The 18,775-nt window shown below is 42.7% G+C and carries 14 protein-coding genes and 1 pseudogene; all 15 read left to right on the top strand.

Features of this window, described 5'->3' with window-relative positions; all coding sequences use genetic code 11:
- Positions 1–13: 13 nt before the first annotated feature.
- The 15 genes and pseudogenes from gpG (at position 14) to PHA78_RS07680 (ending at position 18,456) form a co-directional block, all read left to right on the top strand.
- Positions 14–343, top strand: a complete 330-nt coding sequence (gpG, locus tag PHA78_RS07750; RefSeq protein WP_024378733.1) for a phage tail assembly chaperone G — start codon at positions 14–16, stop codon at positions 341–343.
- 212 nt (positions 344–555) lie between these two features.
- Complete coding sequence (locus PHA78_RS07745; protein ID WP_024378732.1) at positions 556–4,680, top strand: phage tail tape measure protein; 4,125 nt, start codon at positions 556–558, stop codon at positions 4,678–4,680.
- Positions 4,681–5,400: a phage tail protein gene (locus PHA78_RS07740; RefSeq protein ID WP_024378731.1), complete on the top strand. Its 720-nt coding sequence runs from the start codon at positions 4,681–4,683 to the stop codon at positions 5,398–5,400.
- Positions 5,401–9,657 (top strand): phage tail spike protein, encoded by a 4,257-nt coding sequence (locus PHA78_RS07735; protein ID WP_272157943.1) that lies wholly within the window; start codon positions 5,401–5,403, stop codon positions 9,655–9,657. It begins immediately after the preceding gene.
- A gap of 14 nt (positions 9,658–9,671) precedes the next feature.
- Entirely contained in the window at positions 9,672–9,884 is a 213-nt protein-coding gene (locus PHA78_RS07730; protein WP_024376852.1) for a hypothetical protein, read from the top strand.
- Between the two features lie 2 nt (positions 9,885–9,886).
- Positions 9,887–10,231, top strand: a complete 345-nt coding sequence (locus PHA78_RS07725; RefSeq protein WP_024378885.1) for a hypothetical protein — start codon at positions 9,887–9,889, stop codon at positions 10,229–10,231.
- 45 nt (positions 10,232–10,276) lie between these two features.
- Positions 10,277–10,768, top strand: coding sequence for a phage holin family protein (locus tag PHA78_RS07720; protein WP_202822138.1), 492 nt, complete (start codon positions 10,277–10,279; stop codon positions 10,766–10,768).
- 108 nt (positions 10,769–10,876) lie between these two features.
- The gene (locus tag PHA78_RS07715; RefSeq protein WP_052805275.1) at positions 10,877–11,713 is read left to right on the top strand and encodes an N-acetylmuramoyl-L-alanine amidase; all 837 of its coding nucleotides are present in this window, start codon (positions 10,877–10,879) and stop codon (positions 11,711–11,713) included.
- 355 nt (positions 11,714–12,068) lie between these two features.
- Positions 12,069–12,254 carry a type II toxin-antitoxin system HicA family toxin gene (locus tag PHA78_RS07710; protein WP_024376845.1) on the top strand — a complete coding sequence of 62 codons (186 nt, stop codon included), beginning with the start codon at positions 12,069–12,071 and terminating at the stop codon, positions 12,252–12,254.
- Between the two features lie 60 nt (positions 12,255–12,314).
- Positions 12,315–12,719 carry a type II toxin-antitoxin system HicB family antitoxin gene (locus PHA78_RS07705; protein ID WP_029185623.1) on the top strand — a complete coding sequence of 135 codons (405 nt, stop codon included), beginning with the start codon at positions 12,315–12,317 and terminating at the stop codon, positions 12,717–12,719.
- A 217-nt stretch (positions 12,720–12,936) separates the two neighbouring features.
- Complete coding sequence (locus tag PHA78_RS07700; RefSeq protein ID WP_272157938.1) at positions 12,937–13,167, top strand: hypothetical protein; 231 nt, start codon at positions 12,937–12,939, stop codon at positions 13,165–13,167.
- Between the two features lie 349 nt (positions 13,168–13,516).
- Positions 13,517–15,244: an ABC transporter ATP-binding protein gene (locus tag PHA78_RS07695; protein ID WP_272157936.1), complete on the top strand. Its 1,728-nt coding sequence runs from the start codon at positions 13,517–13,519 to the stop codon at positions 15,242–15,244.
- On the top strand, positions 15,244–16,983 hold the full coding sequence (locus tag PHA78_RS07690; protein ID WP_024378609.1) for an ABC transporter ATP-binding protein: 1,740 nt from the start codon (positions 15,244–15,246) through the stop codon (positions 16,981–16,983). The genes PHA78_RS07695 and PHA78_RS07690 overlap by 1 nt, the downstream gene beginning before the upstream one ends.
- Before the next feature lie 53 nt (positions 16,984–17,036).
- Positions 17,037–17,732, top strand: coding sequence for an HAD family hydrolase (locus tag PHA78_RS07685; protein ID WP_024378608.1), 696 nt, complete (start codon positions 17,037–17,039; stop codon positions 17,730–17,732).
- A gap of 165 nt (positions 17,733–17,897) precedes the next feature.
- Positions 17,898–18,456, top strand: a pseudogene (locus PHA78_RS07680) (carboxymuconolactone decarboxylase family protein).
- Positions 18,457–18,775: the final 319 nt, after the last annotated feature.

Here is an 18,775-nt window from a genome sequence, read left to right as displayed (position 1 = left end):
AAAAGGAGTAAATATGTACGAGATTACACTAAAGCAGGGTGGAGTTGAAAAAGTTTTCAAGAAAGACTACGTCAACATCGAAGATAACTTACTAGCAGTTGAGCATCAGGTCCGTCAGGCGGCTGTTTATGGCGATAAGAAAAATTCTTTAGACCCCGAAAAACACCGCTCTATGAACGAAGAATATCTACAAATGTTTGTGGATATGTATGGCAAGCAATTTACTGTCGAGGATTTAAAACAAGCGGATATTTCTATTCTTGAGGTTTTGAATGTTCTGTATCTAGATGCCCTCGGTGGGAAGGAAGAAGAAACCGAGGACGAAGAACCAAAGGAAGCATAACGCCTGAAGAAGCGAAGGAAAACCTGCTCAGATGGATAGGTGCTCTGCTTGATAGAGGGCATACGATTTTAGATATAAAGAAAATGCGACTGTCAGACATTGAGTTGATGGTAGAAGCATTAGAAACAAAATCTGTCGAAAAGAAAGAAGAGGTTATGGAGACTACGCTTGATCAGGCGTTTCCGTTTCTTTTTGGCTAGAAAGGAGTATGAATGGGTGTATCAAATTTAGGTGACTTAGTCGCAACAGCTCAACTAGATATATCTCCGTTTATAAACAACACTAGACAACTCCAGATATACACAAGGAGTTTAGACAGTTCTTTAAAAGCAGTAGAAACTAGCTTTAAAGGGCAGAAAGATAAGTTGTCTGGGTTAAAAGCGACGTATACACAAACCGGACACTCCCTCAAAAGTTATCAGGAATTACTGAAAAAACAGACTGAGAATTACAATAAATTAAAAAACAAAATCGGTGATGTTAATACGGCTACCTCAGAACAAAAAACATACTTGGTCGGTGCCCAATCAGCAATGACTGCCACGGCGGCTAAAGTTGCTGAATTGCAGAATAAATATAACGACCTCGCTCGCGAAATCGCCACGCAGTCTAGTCTATGGACAAAATTCGGAACCAATCTAACACAGTCTGGAAAAGAATTAAAATCTTTCGGCGACGGGATGGCGAGTGTCGGGAAATCCTTGACTATTGGTTTAACAACTCCGATTGTAACAGGCGCTGGTTATGCCGTGAAGGCGGCTGCGCAGTATGAGTCAGCTTTCGCGGGGGTAAAGAAAACAGTAGACGAAACAGCTACAACATCATATGAAAAACTTTCTAACTCAATTAGGCAAATGTCAAAAGAGTTGCCTGCAAGCGCTGTTGAGATTGCAAATGTTGCTGAGGTTGCAGGTCAACTTGGTATCAAGGCGGACAATATTACAGATTTTACAAAGGTTATGATTGACCTCGGAGAATCAACTAACATGTCTGCTACGGTTGCTGCTGAATCGCTAGCTAAGTTTGCGAACATCACTAAATTAGCGCCAGAAAATTACAGTAGGTTGGGAGCTTCTATCGTAGAGCTCGGTAATAACTTTGCTACAACAGAAGCCGACATCACAGCTATGGCCAGTCGTTTAGCTGGTGCGGGTGCGCAAATTGGTCTTAGTCAAGCAGACATCATAGGATTGTCGGCAGCTCTATCATCCGTTGGCATCGAAGCCGAAATGGGTGGCTCAGCATTCTCAAAAATGATGGTTAAGATGCAGTTAGCAGCTACCAGCGGAGCCAAGGGAATGGACGAGTTGACTGCAAAAACAGGCATTAGCCGACGCGAGTTTGAGTTAATGCTCGCGAATAGCCCGAAAGATTTCAAAAAATTGGCTGATTCAATAGGTATGACTTCAACGGAAATGTCTAATATTGTGAAAGCGTCAGCGAACCTTGAAGACTTTGCAAGGATTTCTGGTATGACGGCAGATGAGTTTGTTCAAAAATTCGAAAAAGACGCAGTCGGTGCAATCGGTGCGTTTATTAACGGATTGGGTAATGCTGAAGAATCTGGAGAATCGGCTATTGAGATGCTGAATGAGATGGGCTTTACAGAGGTTCGTCTCAGAGATGCTTTGCTTCGAGCTGGTAACGCTCAAGATTTGTTCACTAGCGCTATAAACATGAGTAATGATGCTTGGGATGAAAACAAGGCCTTGACAGAGGAAGCTAGCAAACGCTACGAAACGACCGAGGCGAAATTGAAAATGCTTCGTAACGAAGTGACAGATGTAGCAATTGAATTTGGTGGTCCTTTAGTCGATGCTCTCCGAGATGGTTTAGAAGCGACGAAACCATGGATACAAAGTGCAGCGGATATGGCAAAAGCGTTCAGTAAATTGGACAAAGAACAGCAACAACAAATTATCAAGTGGGGGCTGATTGCAGCAGCCGCAGGACCTGCTTTAAATATTCTCGGAAAGGGAATTAGCATTACTGGATCTGTTTTTGAAGGATTAGGTAAAGTATCAACCGTGCTTGGAAAAGTGTCAGGAGCTTTGCAGACTGGCACACCATTAATGTCTGCATTTTCAGGAGCCACCACTACAGCGACGGCGGCTAGCGGAGGTCTTGCAAGCGCCGTCGGTTTGTTAGGAAATCCTGTAACATGGGGTGTTTTGCTGGGAGGAGTTGCGATAGCAACTATCGGTTATTTTGCGCAAAAAGCACTTGAGGCTCGTCAACGCACTGAAGAATGGGGTACCGAGGTCGATAAGGTCCAAGCTGTCGAACTTACTAAATTTAAGGACAAAGTCGATGAATCTACGAAAGCAATGGAATCCTTTGGTACGAGCGGAAAAGATGATGTTGAAGCTGTGAAAACTGCTTTCCAAGAATTAGTAGGAGAAATCGAATCTTTAACCAATAAAGAGCTGGCTAAAGATTTGAAACTTGCCGAAAAATGGGGTCTATCGCAAGAACAAATAGACCGCATGAAAAAAACAGCTCAGCAAGGCGTCGATAATGCACAGGCCATGTCTGACCAAGTTATCGCAATCTATAAAAACGCTAATGAACAACGTCGCGCCTTGACAGAGGAAGAGTACGCCATCGTTCTAAACAACCAGACAGAACTAATCAACAAGCAGTTATCTCTTTTGGAATACTCCGGCCAAGAGAAAGAAGCAATCACGAAAGCTATGAACGGTCGCCTAGAAGAACTGAATAGCGCACAGCTTTCTAAAGCTATGCAGACCACTGTAGAATGGCTGAAAGAAGAGAATAAAGCGTATAAAACTTCTAAGGATGAACTGAAAGAGATCTACGAAGCTGGCGGTTATTCCCTAGAAGAGTACAACGCCAAAGTTCAGACTTTGACGGCTGACCATAATGCTAAGATGGATGCCTACACCCAGAAATATGTAGATATTCGTAAGCGGATGGATGAAGTGAATGGTCGATCATTGGCTTCTTCATTGGAGCAAGACAAGTATTTTTTAGAAGCCTATAAGAACGCCTTGGAAAACCTTGGTATCAGTTATGACGATTACGCTCGCCGTATGGAAAACGCGACAACAAGGCAAGGTGTGGCTATCCAGATGCTTGCTAGATACTCTCAGGATATGACAGAGGCATCGAGAGCGGCAGCAACTCATTGGAATGCGTTGGTTTTTGATGAAAAAACAGGTAAGTTGAAAACCAACGCCGAAGAGGAGGTGCAAAAAGCAGCGCAATCTCAAGAAGGTTGGAATCAACTGATGTTTGACCTAAAGCATGCTGAATTAGACAGTAATGCACGCCAAGTTATTGTTGAAGCGGCTGAATCAGCGGGGTATTGGAATGAATTAACTGTTCATGAAAAACAAATGATAGTGAATGGCAATCAGGCGATGATTGAAATGGCTACATCTCAAGATATGTTACATCAATGGATGGCTTTAACACCAGAACAAAAACAACTGTTAGCAGTTGACCTAACAGCAAACCCAACCCAATCTGCACAAGTTGCACTTGACAAAGTGAAACAAACAAGGCCGGCGGATATTTTAGCAAACGATAAAACCGCTACAGAAACCGCTAGCGCCCAACGTGCAATCGACAATGTTTTACAGAGGTCCCCAGCTCAAATTTTAGCTAATAACCGTACGAGCCCCGAGGTATCCGCCGCTCAAAGAGCGATTGACTCCATTTATCAACGGTATCCAGTTTCGATTAATGCGAGCGACTATGCATCTGGTGTAGCAGCAGGTGTTCGCGATCAAATCTATAGTATTCCTGATTATAAACTAATCACTATCGAAGCTGTCCGAAGAGGAGAGGCAGGGTATTACGCTCAAGGTACAAATTTCCACCCTGGTGGTCTAGCTATGGTCAACGACCAGAAGGGGTCTTTGTATCGCGAATTAGTCACTCTTCCGAACGGCGAGAGTTTTATCCCTGAGGGGCGTAACGTAGTGCTTCCGCTTCCTAGAGGGACAAGAGTTCTAAAGGCTAGTGATACGAAGAAGTTATTTCCGCATTATGCAGATGGTATCGGATTTGAAGATACTGGGATTGCAAGGTTGGCAAGAAGGATGAATAATGTAACTGAAACTAGCGTCACTAACGTAATCCAAACCGCTGATGATGCAGTAGTTAAGGCTTTGTCAGAGTTGCTGTCTATAACTCGAGAAGGTAATAGTTTAGCTGCAAGGCTTATTTCTCAAGGGCTAGGCATTTCCTTGTCGATTGATGGAGAAGTTGGTGTTTCTGGACCGCGTTATAACGAGTTAGTGAATGCAGTATCACAAGCTATTGCTCAAGAATTGCAAAGAAAAATGATGTTGAAAGGAATGGCGGGATAAATGAAATTCAATGAATTAGTGATTGACGGTGTGAAAACATCGTCTTTTCCTTTCGATGTAATAGTTCATGATTCGCCGTCTTTTATTACATCGAATAGCAAAACACAGCTACATGAACACGACGGCATAAGCGGGGCGGTTGTTCAGACTAATAAACACAGAAGTTTGATTGAGAAACCGTACACCCTTTACTTGCTCAATCCATCAGAAACAGATTTGTATCGGTTTATGAGTTTACTTCAACGAGAAGGCTTCTGGTTGGAAAGTGAGCGAGTGAAGACGACTAAGCTATGGTGCTACAGGGTAAACGCTACGGAGGCGACAAAAGAAGGACAAAACACCTACAAAGTTAATGCGACTTTTATCTGCCACCCGACTAAATTTTTCAAGACAACCGACACCCAGACTTTGACTGGGAATGGGGTTTTGAGGGTACAAGGGTCAGCTCTTGCTTTTCCGAAGATTACAGTGGTTGGACAGAATGCTTCTGAGACATCGTTTACGATAGGTAACCAAGTAATTAAACTTGAAAAGCTCTCAGAATCGCTTGTGATGGTCAATGATCCTGACAATCCTAGCTTTAAGACTGCAACTGGCAAGCTCATCAAGTGGGCTGGAGATTTTATCACAATTGATACAGCTAAGGGACAGAATGTTGGTGTGGTTTTAGGACCAGGTATTCAGTCATTGAAATTTGAAACAGTTTGGGGGTGGGCATAGTTGCTTTATTTGCTAGATAAAGATGTGAGAACGGTCAAATGGAATGGCATTCCACTTCATGAGGCTAGCTCTGCTATTGTCAAAGAAGAAATCAATGGCGATTTTGTGCTGACTGTCCATTATCCTATTACGAATTCTGGCATTTATCAGCTCATCAAGGAAGATATGTTGATAAAAGCGCCTGTGCCTGTGCTGGGTGCTCAGCTCTTCCGCATCAAGAAACCTGTTGAAAACGATGATAGTCTGGATATCACTGCATACCATATCAGCGATGACATTATGAAGCGGTCTATCAATCCGATGAGCGTAATTAGGCAAGGATGTTTCACGGCACTTTCACAGATGGTTCAAAATGCTAAGACCGGGCTTGGCAGTTTTTCCTTTACAAGTGACATTGCGGATAACCATACTTTCAATACTGATGAAGTTGAAACACTCTACACCGTCCTGATGGACGGTAAACACAGTATTGTTGGTACATGGGAGGGCGAGCTTGTTCGTGACAACTTTGCTTTGTCGGTCAAGCGGAGCCGTGGAGCTAATCGCGGGGTTGTTATCACAACCCACAAAAATCTAAAGGCTTACCAGCGGACCAGAGACTCCCAAGGTGTTGTCACTAGGATTCATGCACGGTCTACGTTTCGAGCAGAAGGCGCTGAGGAAGAAACAACCATCACCGTGACAGTTGATAGTCCGCTTATCGGAAATTATCCATATATCAACGAGAAAGAGTATCAGAACAACGATATTCACAGCGCCGAAGAGCTTCGGAAATGGGCTGAGAGAAAATTCAAGTACGAAAATATCGACAAGCCTACCGACGAGATAAAAATAGAAGCCTATGAACTTGATGGTCAGGTCGTCCATTTAGGCGATACAGTCAACATCAAGAGTAGGAAGCACGATGTTGACCTCTACAAGAAGGCTATCGCTTATGAATACAACGCTCTGACGGAAGAATACATCTCCATCACGTTTGATGACACGCCTGGTGTTGGTGGTTCTGGTGTGTCTAGTGGCCTGTCTAATGCTGCTGATGTTATTTTGGGAGTAAATGCAAATGCTCAAGAAGTAGCCATTGAACGAGCTGTCAGAAATGCCAACCAAGCCTTTGATGCTGAGTTTGAAAAGCGAGTCGAGGAAATCAATGACGGTATCGAGCAGGCGAAAGCAGAAGCAGAGCTTTATGCAGACAATATCAAGAGAAGTATTGATACTGAAATCGCCCAAGTCAATCAATCCATGCAAGCACAGGTACAGGAACACGACAGACAGGTCGCAGATATATTGTCCAAAACCCAGTCTGTCGAGTCGCTTGCCAACCAGGCCAAGTCTGATGCTGCTAGTGCACTAGCTAGAGCTAACCAAGTCAAGACGGAGGCTATCGCAGATGCAAGAGCGCAGGTTGCGACGGTCAGTCAAGCCTTAAACACTGCTAAGTCTGAACTGCAGATGGCAATCGCTAGTGCCGACCAAAAGGCTAGGGATAGTCAAGCGAGTGCTACAGCTTTGCGAAACGACCTCAACTTGCAAGCTAGCAAGATTTTGGCACAAGCACGAGCGCAGACGGCTTTGACCAATCGTGTGTCGACAGTCGAGACTTTGGCAGATGGTACGAGGTCAACAGTCGCAGAATTGTCTAAAACAGTCTCTAAAGCAACTGGAGACATCACAAGTGTCTCAAGTCGGACCAAGACCGTGGAAGACACCCTGAGCCAAACGAGGACCCAATATGAGGCTCTGACGCAGACTGTCAATACTCAGACAGGACAGATTGAGAGTATCAATCGTAAGACTGCTGACTTGCAGAGCGGGATTGACGGAGTGACGGAGCGGTTTGAAAATTTGCGGATAGAGGACAATCTGCTACTTAATAGCTCATTCAACGAAAACTTGAACCAATGGCAAGGAAACGGAGTGACTATAGTTGATGGTAAAGCGAGAATTATAGGAGAACTTAATAAAACCAAGTACATTTACCAAAGTATCAAGTCTCAGATAGCTAATGACGATGTTAGCCAGGTATACATAGCATCAATCTCAGTTAAGGTCACTAATTATGTGGCTGGTAGAAATCCATATCTTGCACTTTATACAGATGGCAAAAAGAACGACAGCGCAAAAACATGGTTTGGCGCAACATATTTGACAGCCAATCGCTTAGATGCGGTCAATAATAGAGGAGTTGTGCAGTTTACCACTACTTTCAAAGTAAATGTGCCACGTAGCCAGATAGGCAGTATGGAGTTTAATATCTATGCAAGGGATTTCACAGGGGAAGTTGAGTTTGAAAAAGTGTCGCTCAGACGTGGAAATATTGATTTAGGTTGGCAGGCTTCTCCAGAAGACCTCCGCTCCGAAATCGCAAGTTATAAGCGTACAGTAGATGAAGCAAGCGCAGAGTTATCCCGTCAAATCCAACTGGCAGATGGCAAGGCTGTCGAAGCCAAGACCTACGCACAACAAACCGCTGAAGGTTTTAAAACTCGATTAGAGAGCCTAGAAACCTACAAGAACGCGGAAGGGACACGAGCTAGTCAGTACTTTACCGCTAGTCGTGATGAGACTGCTCGCCAAGTATCAGCTCTGCGTGTAGCTGTTACTCAAGACTATGTCGCTAAGTCGGTATTTGAAGAAACCGCTCGCGGAATTAGTCAGCGGTTTGAAAGTCTGTATGTAGGCGGTACCAATCTATTGACAGGCACTGATGAATACACCGAAATCTTTAACAGCGAACAAAGTCACGCAGAGTTTCTGCGAACACCTTATGACTTGGCCCCAGTTTTTGATAAGTATGGGCTGATTGAGTATACCTTAAGTTTTGACTTGAGAGCATCTCAAGCGGGACAAGTCGCTGTATACCAGCAAAATGGATCAGGTTCTAAATATTCGGGTCTATGGAAAAACTTGACTGTCACAACGGAGTGGCAAAGGTTCCATGTGACCTTTACTCCAACCGAGGGAACAGTGAGTTTAGCAAATAGTTACTTAGCCTTTTATGGCACTTACGGCACGGGAGTAAAACCTATTATTCGTCGAGCAAAAATTGAACGCGGAGCGATTGCGACTGACTGGTCGCCCGCTCCTGAAGACCAACAATCCTACGCAGACACAAAAATCGCTGAATATAAGACCACGGTCGACGGGCGATTTGCGACCTTGCAATCTCAGAAGGCTAACCAAGTAGACTTGCAGACTGTACGTGAGACGGTCAATCTTTACGAGCGTATCATCGGCTCAACGGAAACTGGTATCAAAGACAAAGTCGCTCGTATGGTCATGACTGATAGTCTATTTCTAACCGAGGTCAAGGATAAGATTAGCGGTACAGCTACACAGGTTAGTCAGCTTAATAATTCGTACGCTATTAAAAATCTGAACAGTTCTGGTGACATCTTGTCGCAAGCCAACCTATCATCTGATTTATTCTTGCTTGAAGCGGCTAAAATACGTTTGAAGGGCAAGACCTTGGCGGATGAAATTCAGGCTATCGATGGTAAATTTGGTACGCTATTTGTTGCAGACGGTACATTTGCCAAGCTTAATGCCACCGTCATCGGCTCGCAGGCTATCACAGCCGACAAACTGAAGGTGGACCAGGCATTTTTTGACAAGTTGATGGCCAATGATGCCTACTTGAGACAGCTTTTTGCCAAGTCAGCTTTTATCACCCAAGTTCAAGCCGTCACATTGTCAGCAAGTAAGATTTCAGGTGGAATTTTAACAGCGACCAACAAAGCTATGGAAGTCAATCTAAACGCTGGTCAAATCTTGTACTATACGGACCAAGCAGCTCTCAAACGTGTTTTAACCGGCTATCCTACCCAGTTTGTCAAGTTCGCAACTGGTACGGTTACTGGTAAGGGCAACGCAGGTGTGACCGTGATTGGCTCCAACCGTTGGAATTCCGAGTCCTCGAATGATGGCGGATTTGTCGGAATTAGGGCTTGGAACGGTCCAAATATTGACCAAATCGACGTGGTTGGAGATACGGTCAGATTAGCAAGCTCGGCGTTTGAGTCAGCGGATGGATGGAGTGTCAATACCTTGCCTGGGAAATTAGACATCGATGCATTTAATGCTAAACACCGCGCTTCGTCCAAGATAAAAGTTGGGGATTTGTGGTTGTGGAAAAACGCTACGACATACTCGAGCATGAGAGATACCATAAATTTGATCATCGACAACTTACAGCTATTACACAACAATAAATCGACAGAGAGGGGTTATAGCTATACTCTACCAGCAAAAGTTTAGGAGGAAACATTTAAATGAACCAAGAACAAATCAACCAAGCGCTACGCTTGACTAATAACGACCTCGTGGCAAAACTGTCAGAGGAAATGACAACGAAGAACTTGCTCGCTGTGCAACTAACTGAGGCACAGCAGACCATCGCAGGTCTGCAGACAGAAATTACTGAGTTAACAAAGCAACTGGACGAAGCTACTAAACCAGCGGAAGAAATCATCGAAGGAGAATAATCATGACTGAAACTACTAACAATACTTTACTCGACTTATCAACTATTACAGAACCATTTGACCTTGCTACTGCACTCGTCTACATGAAAGAGCACGGAGAATTTATCCGCTGCAAGTCATCAACGCAGGATTTCTACATGTATCGCGATGTGCAGAAACGTCCTGCAATCGTAAACGGTCGTCGCAAGTTTGTCGACGTGGAAACCATCTGGGCTTTTAATCAATGGGGCGGTACCGCTGCGACAATTAATATTGCTGATATGCTCAACGAAGAGTATTGGATCATGAAATTTGATGAAAACGGAAATCCAGACTGGACAGAACCAACAGCAGGAGCGGAGGCGTAAAGCATGGTTATAATGTTATCTAAAATGCCACCGCATCCTTCAGGGATGTTTGATTTTCTACGCGAGCTTATTGCAACAGAGGACGGTCTTGTCCTCTTTTTGCTTAGCTTAATTGTGGTTATGGAAATCGTTGATTTTCTGTCAGGTACCTTTGCTGCTATGATTAATCCTGGCATTGAGTACAAGTCAAAAATTGGCATCAATGGTCTTATCCGTAAAATGATGGGCATTATCTTGCTGACAGTCTTAATTCCAATGTCGGTGCTTTTGCCTGAGCAGACGGGCGTGGCGTTTCTTTACACAATTTACGTTGGGTATCTTATTTTGACATTTAAGAGCTTGGTAGAAAACTACGGTAAAGCAAAAGGGGATACAAGTATATTTGCTAATGTGATTTTAGCGCTTGAAAAATTAGTTAGAAGCGAACCTAAAACCCTTGATGCCAACAAAATTTCTACTGGGACTATCCAGCCTGAAAAAATGAAAGCAGATTTGGGTGAGGGGAATATTGCATTTAATTTTGAAAAGGAGGACTAATCATGCAATTTGACGAAGTAATCGAGTTCAACGACGAACTCTATCAAAAAAATATCGCTGACCACGAATTTCCGAAAACGGATGATTTAGATGGTAAAGGAGGAGGATATGAGTAATCTAGGTCTTAAAATGATTCAAATGCCTGTACCTGCTGCTAAGTATGGTATTAAGTGTCCAAACGCTATGGTCCCTCAATGGTTGACCATCCACAATACCGCAAACAATGCGTCTGCTTTAGCGGAAATTAGTTATATGAACGGCAACTGGAACGAAGTATCTTATCATTGGGCGGTGGATGATGTGCAGGCTATTCAGGCGATTGCCCACAATCGTAATGCCTGGCATTGCGGTGATGGTCTTGGCCCAGGTAATTTGACCTCTATCGGTATTGAAATTTGCCACAGCTTGACCCCTGGCAATCCAAAATATGCAAAAGCTGAGGATAACGGAGCTAAATTAGCAGCGATTATCTTGCATCGGTTGGGTTGGGGCGTTGACCGCATCCGCAAGCATCAAGATTGGTCTGGCAAATATTGCCCGCACCGCATCTTGGATAATGGCAACTGGGAAGGTTTTAAAGGTAAAGTACAGGCTTATCTATTGCAATTGCAAGGCAAAGCAGTAGTAGCACCACAGCCAGCCCCTAAAGTAGTGACTGCCCAACCTAGAACGGCTAGTGTTAACACTGGTGCTCGTGAATATGCGGAAACGGGTGTGTTTACCGCCACAGAAGACATCTATTTCCGCAATGAGCCGAACTTAAACGGTCGTACACAAGGCATGTACTACAAGGGCGAGTCAGTGACTTATGACCGTGTCCGTGTTGATTATAACGGATTCGTATGGATTAGTTGGATTTCTGCAAGCACAGGTATTCGTCGTTGGATGCCGATTAAGGTTCGTAAAAATGGCCAGACCACAGAAGTGTGGGGCAATGTAAAATAGCATTTTCAACCCAGCGTTTGCTGGGCTTTTTTTCGTGCTCAAGATAATCTCAAGATAGTCTCAAGTTGGCTCAAGATACAGTAAAACACAGTAAAATACAGTAGTCTATTTGCTCAAACTCGCCATTTTGTCAATAATGGTTGCTGGAATTGATTTCTATTTTGACAAAATGGGCAAAATGACAAAAGCCCTCAGCAATACTGGGGGCTATTTTCTATTGTGGCGGACATTTCCAAAAATGTCTGTTATGATGGAATTTTTTGAAAAATATTTGTTAAAAACAAGTGTTTTTTTGTTGACAAGTGTTAAAAACAAGTGTATAATATAATTAAAGATAAGGAAAGGAGATAAGCCAATGACAGAGCGAGAGCTTAAGAAGATTGCTAAGAAGCAAGGTTTCAGTAAAACAAACTTTGGCAAAGGGTCTCACGAGGTTTGGAAACATCCAGACGGACGGACAGTGACGATACCTAAACCCAAAGAGAAGGATTACAGACCAGGCACACTAAGCAACATTCTCAAAGTCTTGTATGGGGAGTGAGGGCACTCCTCCCTGTACCCCTAAAGGGGGTTACTCTGATCATTGGCTTAATCTATCACTATGAAATATAATTATTTAGCATTGTTTGAAGCAGATAAGGAAAATGGTGGCTACAGCATTTCTTTCCCTGATTTCCCTGGAGCATTTAGCGAAGCCGACAATCTAAGCGAAGCTATTTTCAACGCTCGTGAAGTTCTTGAAATCTATACCATCATGTTTGAAGACGAGGGTAAAGAATTTCCTAAACCATCATCATTCAAAGCACTTGCAAGCAACCTAGCAAGCGATGATGATGTGATACAGGCTATCTCTGTTGATACCGAACTTGTCCGTGAGCGTGAGCGCTCTAAAATCGTCAATAAGACCGTCACACTACCAAGCTGGCTTGTTGAAATTGGCAAAGAAAACAAAGTCAACTTTAGCCAGCTATTACAAAAAGCAATCCGTGAGGAATTGCAAGTATAAGAAAGAGCGGTCAAAGATGGCCGCTTTTTTTCTGTATAAAAAATTATGAAAATAGATAGTAATACTTTTCAAAAATTGACCTATGAAAAACCGTCTGCCCCAAATTCGCCCCAAATTATTTTCAAAGTTTGCCGAATTTAACCAGACGGAAAATCAAAAAAGCCCGATTTTACGGGCTTTGCGTTCGGTTAATCCATGCTAATTCAGGTGCTAAAAGGTGGCAACTAGCATCGAATACTATCGAAATGCCTTGTTTGACAAGGTTTTTTCTTATTTTTGTCCTAAATTCGCCCTTATTGTCAAAAAATCCCTTGACATGAATGTTTATTATGGTAGAATAGAGCTTAGAAATATGAAAGGAGTAAAACAAATGAACAAGCAACTTGTCATTCAGCAAGCTATTTTTTATCATACACTCCTTTCTAAGCAGGAAAACAGGGCTCATTGAAAGACTTTTGGAGTTTTCGTGGCCCTACTCTGGAATAGTGGGAAAGTCAAGCATGTCTTAACATGGTCAGGTGGGCTTTCCAGGGCTATTCTAGAGTTGGTCTATTTTTGTGGACTTACGCAAGCCTAGGTGGAGTGACATGCTTCCCTGGGCTTTTTTGTGCGCTTAGAAAGGTAATACTCTTCGAAAATCAAAATTATCCGTTGTCAACTTGCCTTGATGAACTCCAGTTCTATCTTCGACATCGTTTTCTAGGCTACTTTTGATTTTCATTGAGTATAAGGTCTATCAATTGTTGCTGATTGAATAAAGTGGCAAATGATAGGTTATAGATTTGTAAAGGAGATATATGTTTCGATTAATTTTTGACTATATCAAGCGTCATAAGTGGCTCTATCTATTGGTTGCTGTGACCTTGATTATTTATGACGCCACACTTTTGCTACCAACGCAAATCATACAGCGGATGGTCGATATACTGACCAAGAATGAATTAACACAGGCCATATTGGTTCAGGAGATGACCTTATTGTTATTGGTAACAGTGCTGAACTATGCAACAGCCTTCATTTGGCATCTGAAATTATTTCAGGCCTCTATCAATTTTAAATTTGATATGCAGCAACGTGCCTTTAAAAAATTAGTGACCATGCGGACTCCATTTTATGAAAAATTCCGCTCAGGAGATGTCATGACTCGTTTTTCAACGGATGTGGATGGCCTGATGGAGATGGTGGGTTACGGTCTTATGATTGTCGTCTATGCAGGCGGTATGTTGGCTTTTATCATTCCCACGATGTTCTTTATTGATTGGAAAATTTCGCTAGTAGCTTTACTACCGATGCTGTTCATGACACTAGGTATATTTTTTATCGGGAGAAAACAAGATAAGGCGATTGATGCCAATAGAGAAGCTGTAGCCCAGCTCAATAATGAAGTTTTGGAGGTCATCGAAGGCATTCGAGTGACTCGGGCTTATAGTAAAAAAGCAAATCAAAAGGCTCAATTTCAAGCTCGTACCAAACAATTGGCTCAAGGTGGGGATCGCATCACTTCCTTGCAATCATTGTATAATCCATTAGCCACAGTCTGTTTGGGATTGTCTACTATTTTCGTGCTTCTCATGGGGGCACAAGCCGTGAAAGCAGGGCAACTGACCTTGGGACAAGTAATTGCCCTTCAATTGTATGTCGGTTCGCTTTTAGAGCCGTTTTGGACACTAGCAGATTTCATCCTTGTTTATCAGACTGGTAAGACATCTTTCGAAAAACTGCAAGAGCTGATTGAGACGGGAGATGATTTGGAGGCTGATGGTTCTAAGGAAATTGCAGAGCTGGATAGTATTTCTTTCAAGAACTACAGCTTTAGCTATCCTCAGTCGGACCGTCCGAGTTTGCAGGAGATTAACTGGACCTTGAAAGCCGGTCAGACAGTCGGGATTGTTGGGAAAACGGGTTCCGGCAAGACTAGCTTAGTTAGACAATTGTTACGTCAGTATCCAGTAGGTCAGGGTGAATTTCTTGTTAATCATCAGTCTGTCCTTGACTTTAAACGCTCTAGCCTAGAACGCAAAATCGGCTATGTTCCCCAAGAACATATTCTCTTTTCAAAATCAGTTGGGGAAAATATTGCCTTTGGTAAACGTGACAGTAGTTTAGAAGAAATTGAAGCGGCTATCGCAACCGCAGCCTTTAGCCAGGACTTGGAGCGGATGAGTCATGGACTGGACACCATGATTGGCGAGCGGGGTGTGTCTATTTCTGGTGGTCAGAAACAACGGATTTCTATTGCGCGTGCCTTTTTACGAGAGCCAGACTTGCTCATTTTAGATGATTCCCTGTCAGCCGTTGATGCTCGGACAGAACGCCAGATTATCCAAAATATTCAAAAAGAACGTGCAGGCAAAACCAATGTCATCGTGACCCATCGTCTATCTGCTGTCAACCATGCAGACTGGGTACTAGTCTTGGATGAGGGTAGCATTATAGAAGAAGGCCGACCAGAAGACCTACTAGCCCAAGAAGGCTGGTACTATGAACAATACCAGCGCCAACAAAGTCAGGAAGGAGGAGAATAATGAAGGTTTTAGGATTTTTATTGCAACAAATTGGTCGCGTTAAGTGGCTCTTTACGTTTGCTGTAGTCTGTTACTTAGCAGCTTCTAGCCTCTTGCGTTTTGCCCCTCTTATTATTCAAAAAGCCATCGATGGACCTTTACGGGCCTTGAGTGAAGGCCAACCCTTCCAAGAATCCCTTTTCTTACAAATGGCAAGTCAATATGTGGTCATGATTTTCTTGGGTGCACTTGGCTATTACCTTTCCATGCGGCTCTTGATGCACTCTGCCAATAGGATAGCAGAGTATTTGCGCAACCAGGCCTATGATGTTATGCAGCACCTGCCCATTTCTTATTTTGATGATAAACCTGCCGGGAAGATTGCCACTCGTATTGTTAACGATACTGAAACCTTGCGCAATCAGTTTTACGGTACTCTTGTTAATGTTTTTAATAGTTTTATTCGCTTGCTTCTTACCTACGGGATTGTTTTCTATATCAATCCTAGTCTAGGTTTTGCTCTCTTGCTACTAATTCCAGTCTTTATCGGTATTCAATTTATCTATAAAAAGTTGACCGATAAGCCTATGAGGGACTTTTACGATGCGCGAAGCGAGGTCAATACACAGGTCAATGAAACCATGAATGGTGCTAGTTTGATCCAGCTTTATGGGCAGGAAGAGAGAGTGCTAGCTGAGTTTGAAGCGACAGCAGATAAGATGCGCCTTGCAGATAACCAGATTATCTGGGCCCAAGCCAGCTCTACATGGACCTTGACGGAGTTTTTGAAATTTCTAGTTTTGACAGGGATTTTAACAATTATTGGCTATCAATTCTTACAAGGTCAGTCGAGTTTGTCACCGGGTAAATTATTTGTCTATATTGATTATATTGAAGGGATTTTTGTGTCCCTTGGTGCCTTGGTCAAGCAGTTTCCGAATATTCTTCGGTCGATTGAAACAGGTAAGAGGTTGATGGGCTTGTTGGAAGAAGAAACGGAGCCCGATAGTAGTGCTGAATTGACGATGACAGAAGGACAGGTGGTCTTTGATCAAGTGACCTTTGCCTACGAAGTTGGCAAGCCTATTCTCAAGGACATCTCCATTCGGGCAGAAAAAGGAGAAACAGTTGCTCTGGTTGGGCATACTGGGTCTGGTAAGTCTTCTATTATGAATCTCCTCTATCGTTTCTATGATCCACAGGAGGGATGTGTACTGATTGATGGGAAAAACATCCGTGATTATTCTCGTGAAAGCCTGCGCAGTCACATGGGGATTGTTTTGCAAGATCCTTATCTCTTTACAGGGACGATTGCCAGCAATGTTTCCATGAATGAAGAGGAAGCAGATAGAATAAGAATCATGCAGGCGTTAGAAAAAGTTGGTGCAGGGCCTATGCTATCTCGCTTAGAGAAAGGGATTGATGAACCGGTTGTTGAGAAGGGGGCGGCCTTTTCAAGTGGGGAACGTCAGTTGATTTCCTTTGCGCGGACACTCTACTCTGATCCTAAAATTCTGATATTGGATGAAGCAACTTCTCATATTGATACGGAGACGGAAGAAATTATCCAACATGCCATGGAAGTGGTGAAAGAAGGTCGGACAACCTTTATCATTGCCCACCGACTTTCTACCATTCAAAATGCAGACCAGATTCTTGTCTTAGATCAAGGTCGAATTATTGAACATGGGAAGCATGAAGAATTGGTTGCACGTGGTGGAGTATATGCTCAAATGTATGAGATTCAAGCAAAGGTGTAATAAGCAGTTAAAAATTCCAAGCTTTGGCTGGAATTTTTTGCTATAATTGACTCATGAAAGCCTTAATTTTTGATGTAGATGATACGCTTTATGATCAGATTCAACCGTTTGAACGTGCTTTGGAAAGACACATTGAAGTAGCAAGGGAGCAAATTGAACCACTTTACCTTTCCTTTCGCAGATATGCGGATGAAGTATTTGAAGCGACAGCAATTGGAAAGATGAGTCTGAAAGATAGTCATATTTATCGGATGAAACATGCTTTGGCAGATTTTGGGTATCAGGTGTCTGATGCAACAGCCTTAGCTATTCAAATAGATTATGATTATTTTCAAGGGCAGATAGAGCTCAGTCCAGTGTTTCCAGAAATATTTTCATGGTGTCAGGCGCAAGGAATTGCAATGGGGATTATTACGAATGGACCTTATAGACATCAGTTGAGAAAGATACGTACGATGGGGTTAGTTAATTGGTTTGAGCTAGAACATGTCCTAATTTCTGGACAAGTTGGTATCACAAAGCCAAATCCTGCTATTTTTCAACTAATGGAAGAACGTTTGGGGATATCAGGCGAAGATATTTGTTATCTAGGGGATTCGTTTGAGAATGATGTGGTAGGAGCGAAAGTTGCGAATTGGAAGGCAATTTGGTTTAATCATAGAAAGAGAGTAGAACCAATAGCTCCGTATCAGGCAGATAAAGTGGTGACAGATTGGGATGAACTGGTCGAAGTTATCCAGTCTTTCTAGTGGTTTCTACAAGGGATTATCAATTTTTTATAGGTGTGATAGATAAAATATATTAGCAGAATACCTGTCTTTATGATAGCATAAAATATAAGCATAGAAGTATAGGTGTGAATCCAAGCAGATTTTTATTCCTACTCTATGAAATTTTTTGAAATGGAGTTACCTATGACACAAGCTTTCTTTCCTATCCATACTCTAGAGACTTGTTAGTCCAGAATTACGAGAAAACCTTGCGACTGTCAAGAAAAATAATGGCGGTTATATTCCTAATCTCATCGGTCTTTTAGCCAATTCCCCGACAGCCCTAGAAACCTACCAAACTGTTAGTGGTATCAATCGCCGTAGTAGTCTGAATCCGACTGAGCGTGAAGTGGTACAAATTACAGCTGCTGTTGCCAATGGCTGTGGCTTCTGTGTGGCAGGTCATACTGCTATATCTATCAAGCAAATCAAGATGCCGGATGAGATTTTGCAGGCTCTACGCCAGGGAACTCCCATCGAAACGGATGCCAAATTAGGTGCTCTCGCTCGATTTACTTTGGCAGTTATCCATGAAAAAGGCAAGGTTGAACAGCTCTTGCTAGAGGAATTTTTCCAAGAGGGCTACACGGATGAAAATGCCTTGGATGTGGTGTTAGGAGTCAGTCTTGCAACTCTTTGTAATTATGCCAACAATCTCATCAACACTCCGATCAATCCAGAATTGCAGCCCTATGCTCTGTAGGAGTTCCAGCAGAATATGTATCGAAAACTAGTTAGGACGTTTACGTTATCCTAACTAGTTTTTTTGAATTAACCAAGTGTGATTTTCCTAATATACATTTGATACTCTTCGAAAATCAAAATTATCCGTTGTCAACTTGCCTTGATGAACTCTAGTTCTATCTTCGGCTTCGTTTCCTAGGCTACTTTTGATTTTCATTGAGTATGAGATGGCCTTTGTTTTTTAAAACTAGTTTTAGAAGAGGTATAAAATGTTGAAACTAGTTTCAAAAGAAGACTATTTTCTTTCAAAATAGAAATTAGATTTTAAATGAGGAACT

Origin of the sequence: Streptococcus sp. HN38 (assembly GCF_028335765.1) — a bacterium.
Lineage (GTDB): Bacteria > Bacillota > Bacilli > Lactobacillales > Streptococcaceae > Streptococcus > Streptococcus suis_P.
Note: the sequence above shows the minus strand (reverse complement) of the source record. Positions and strands in the feature narration are given on the sequence as shown.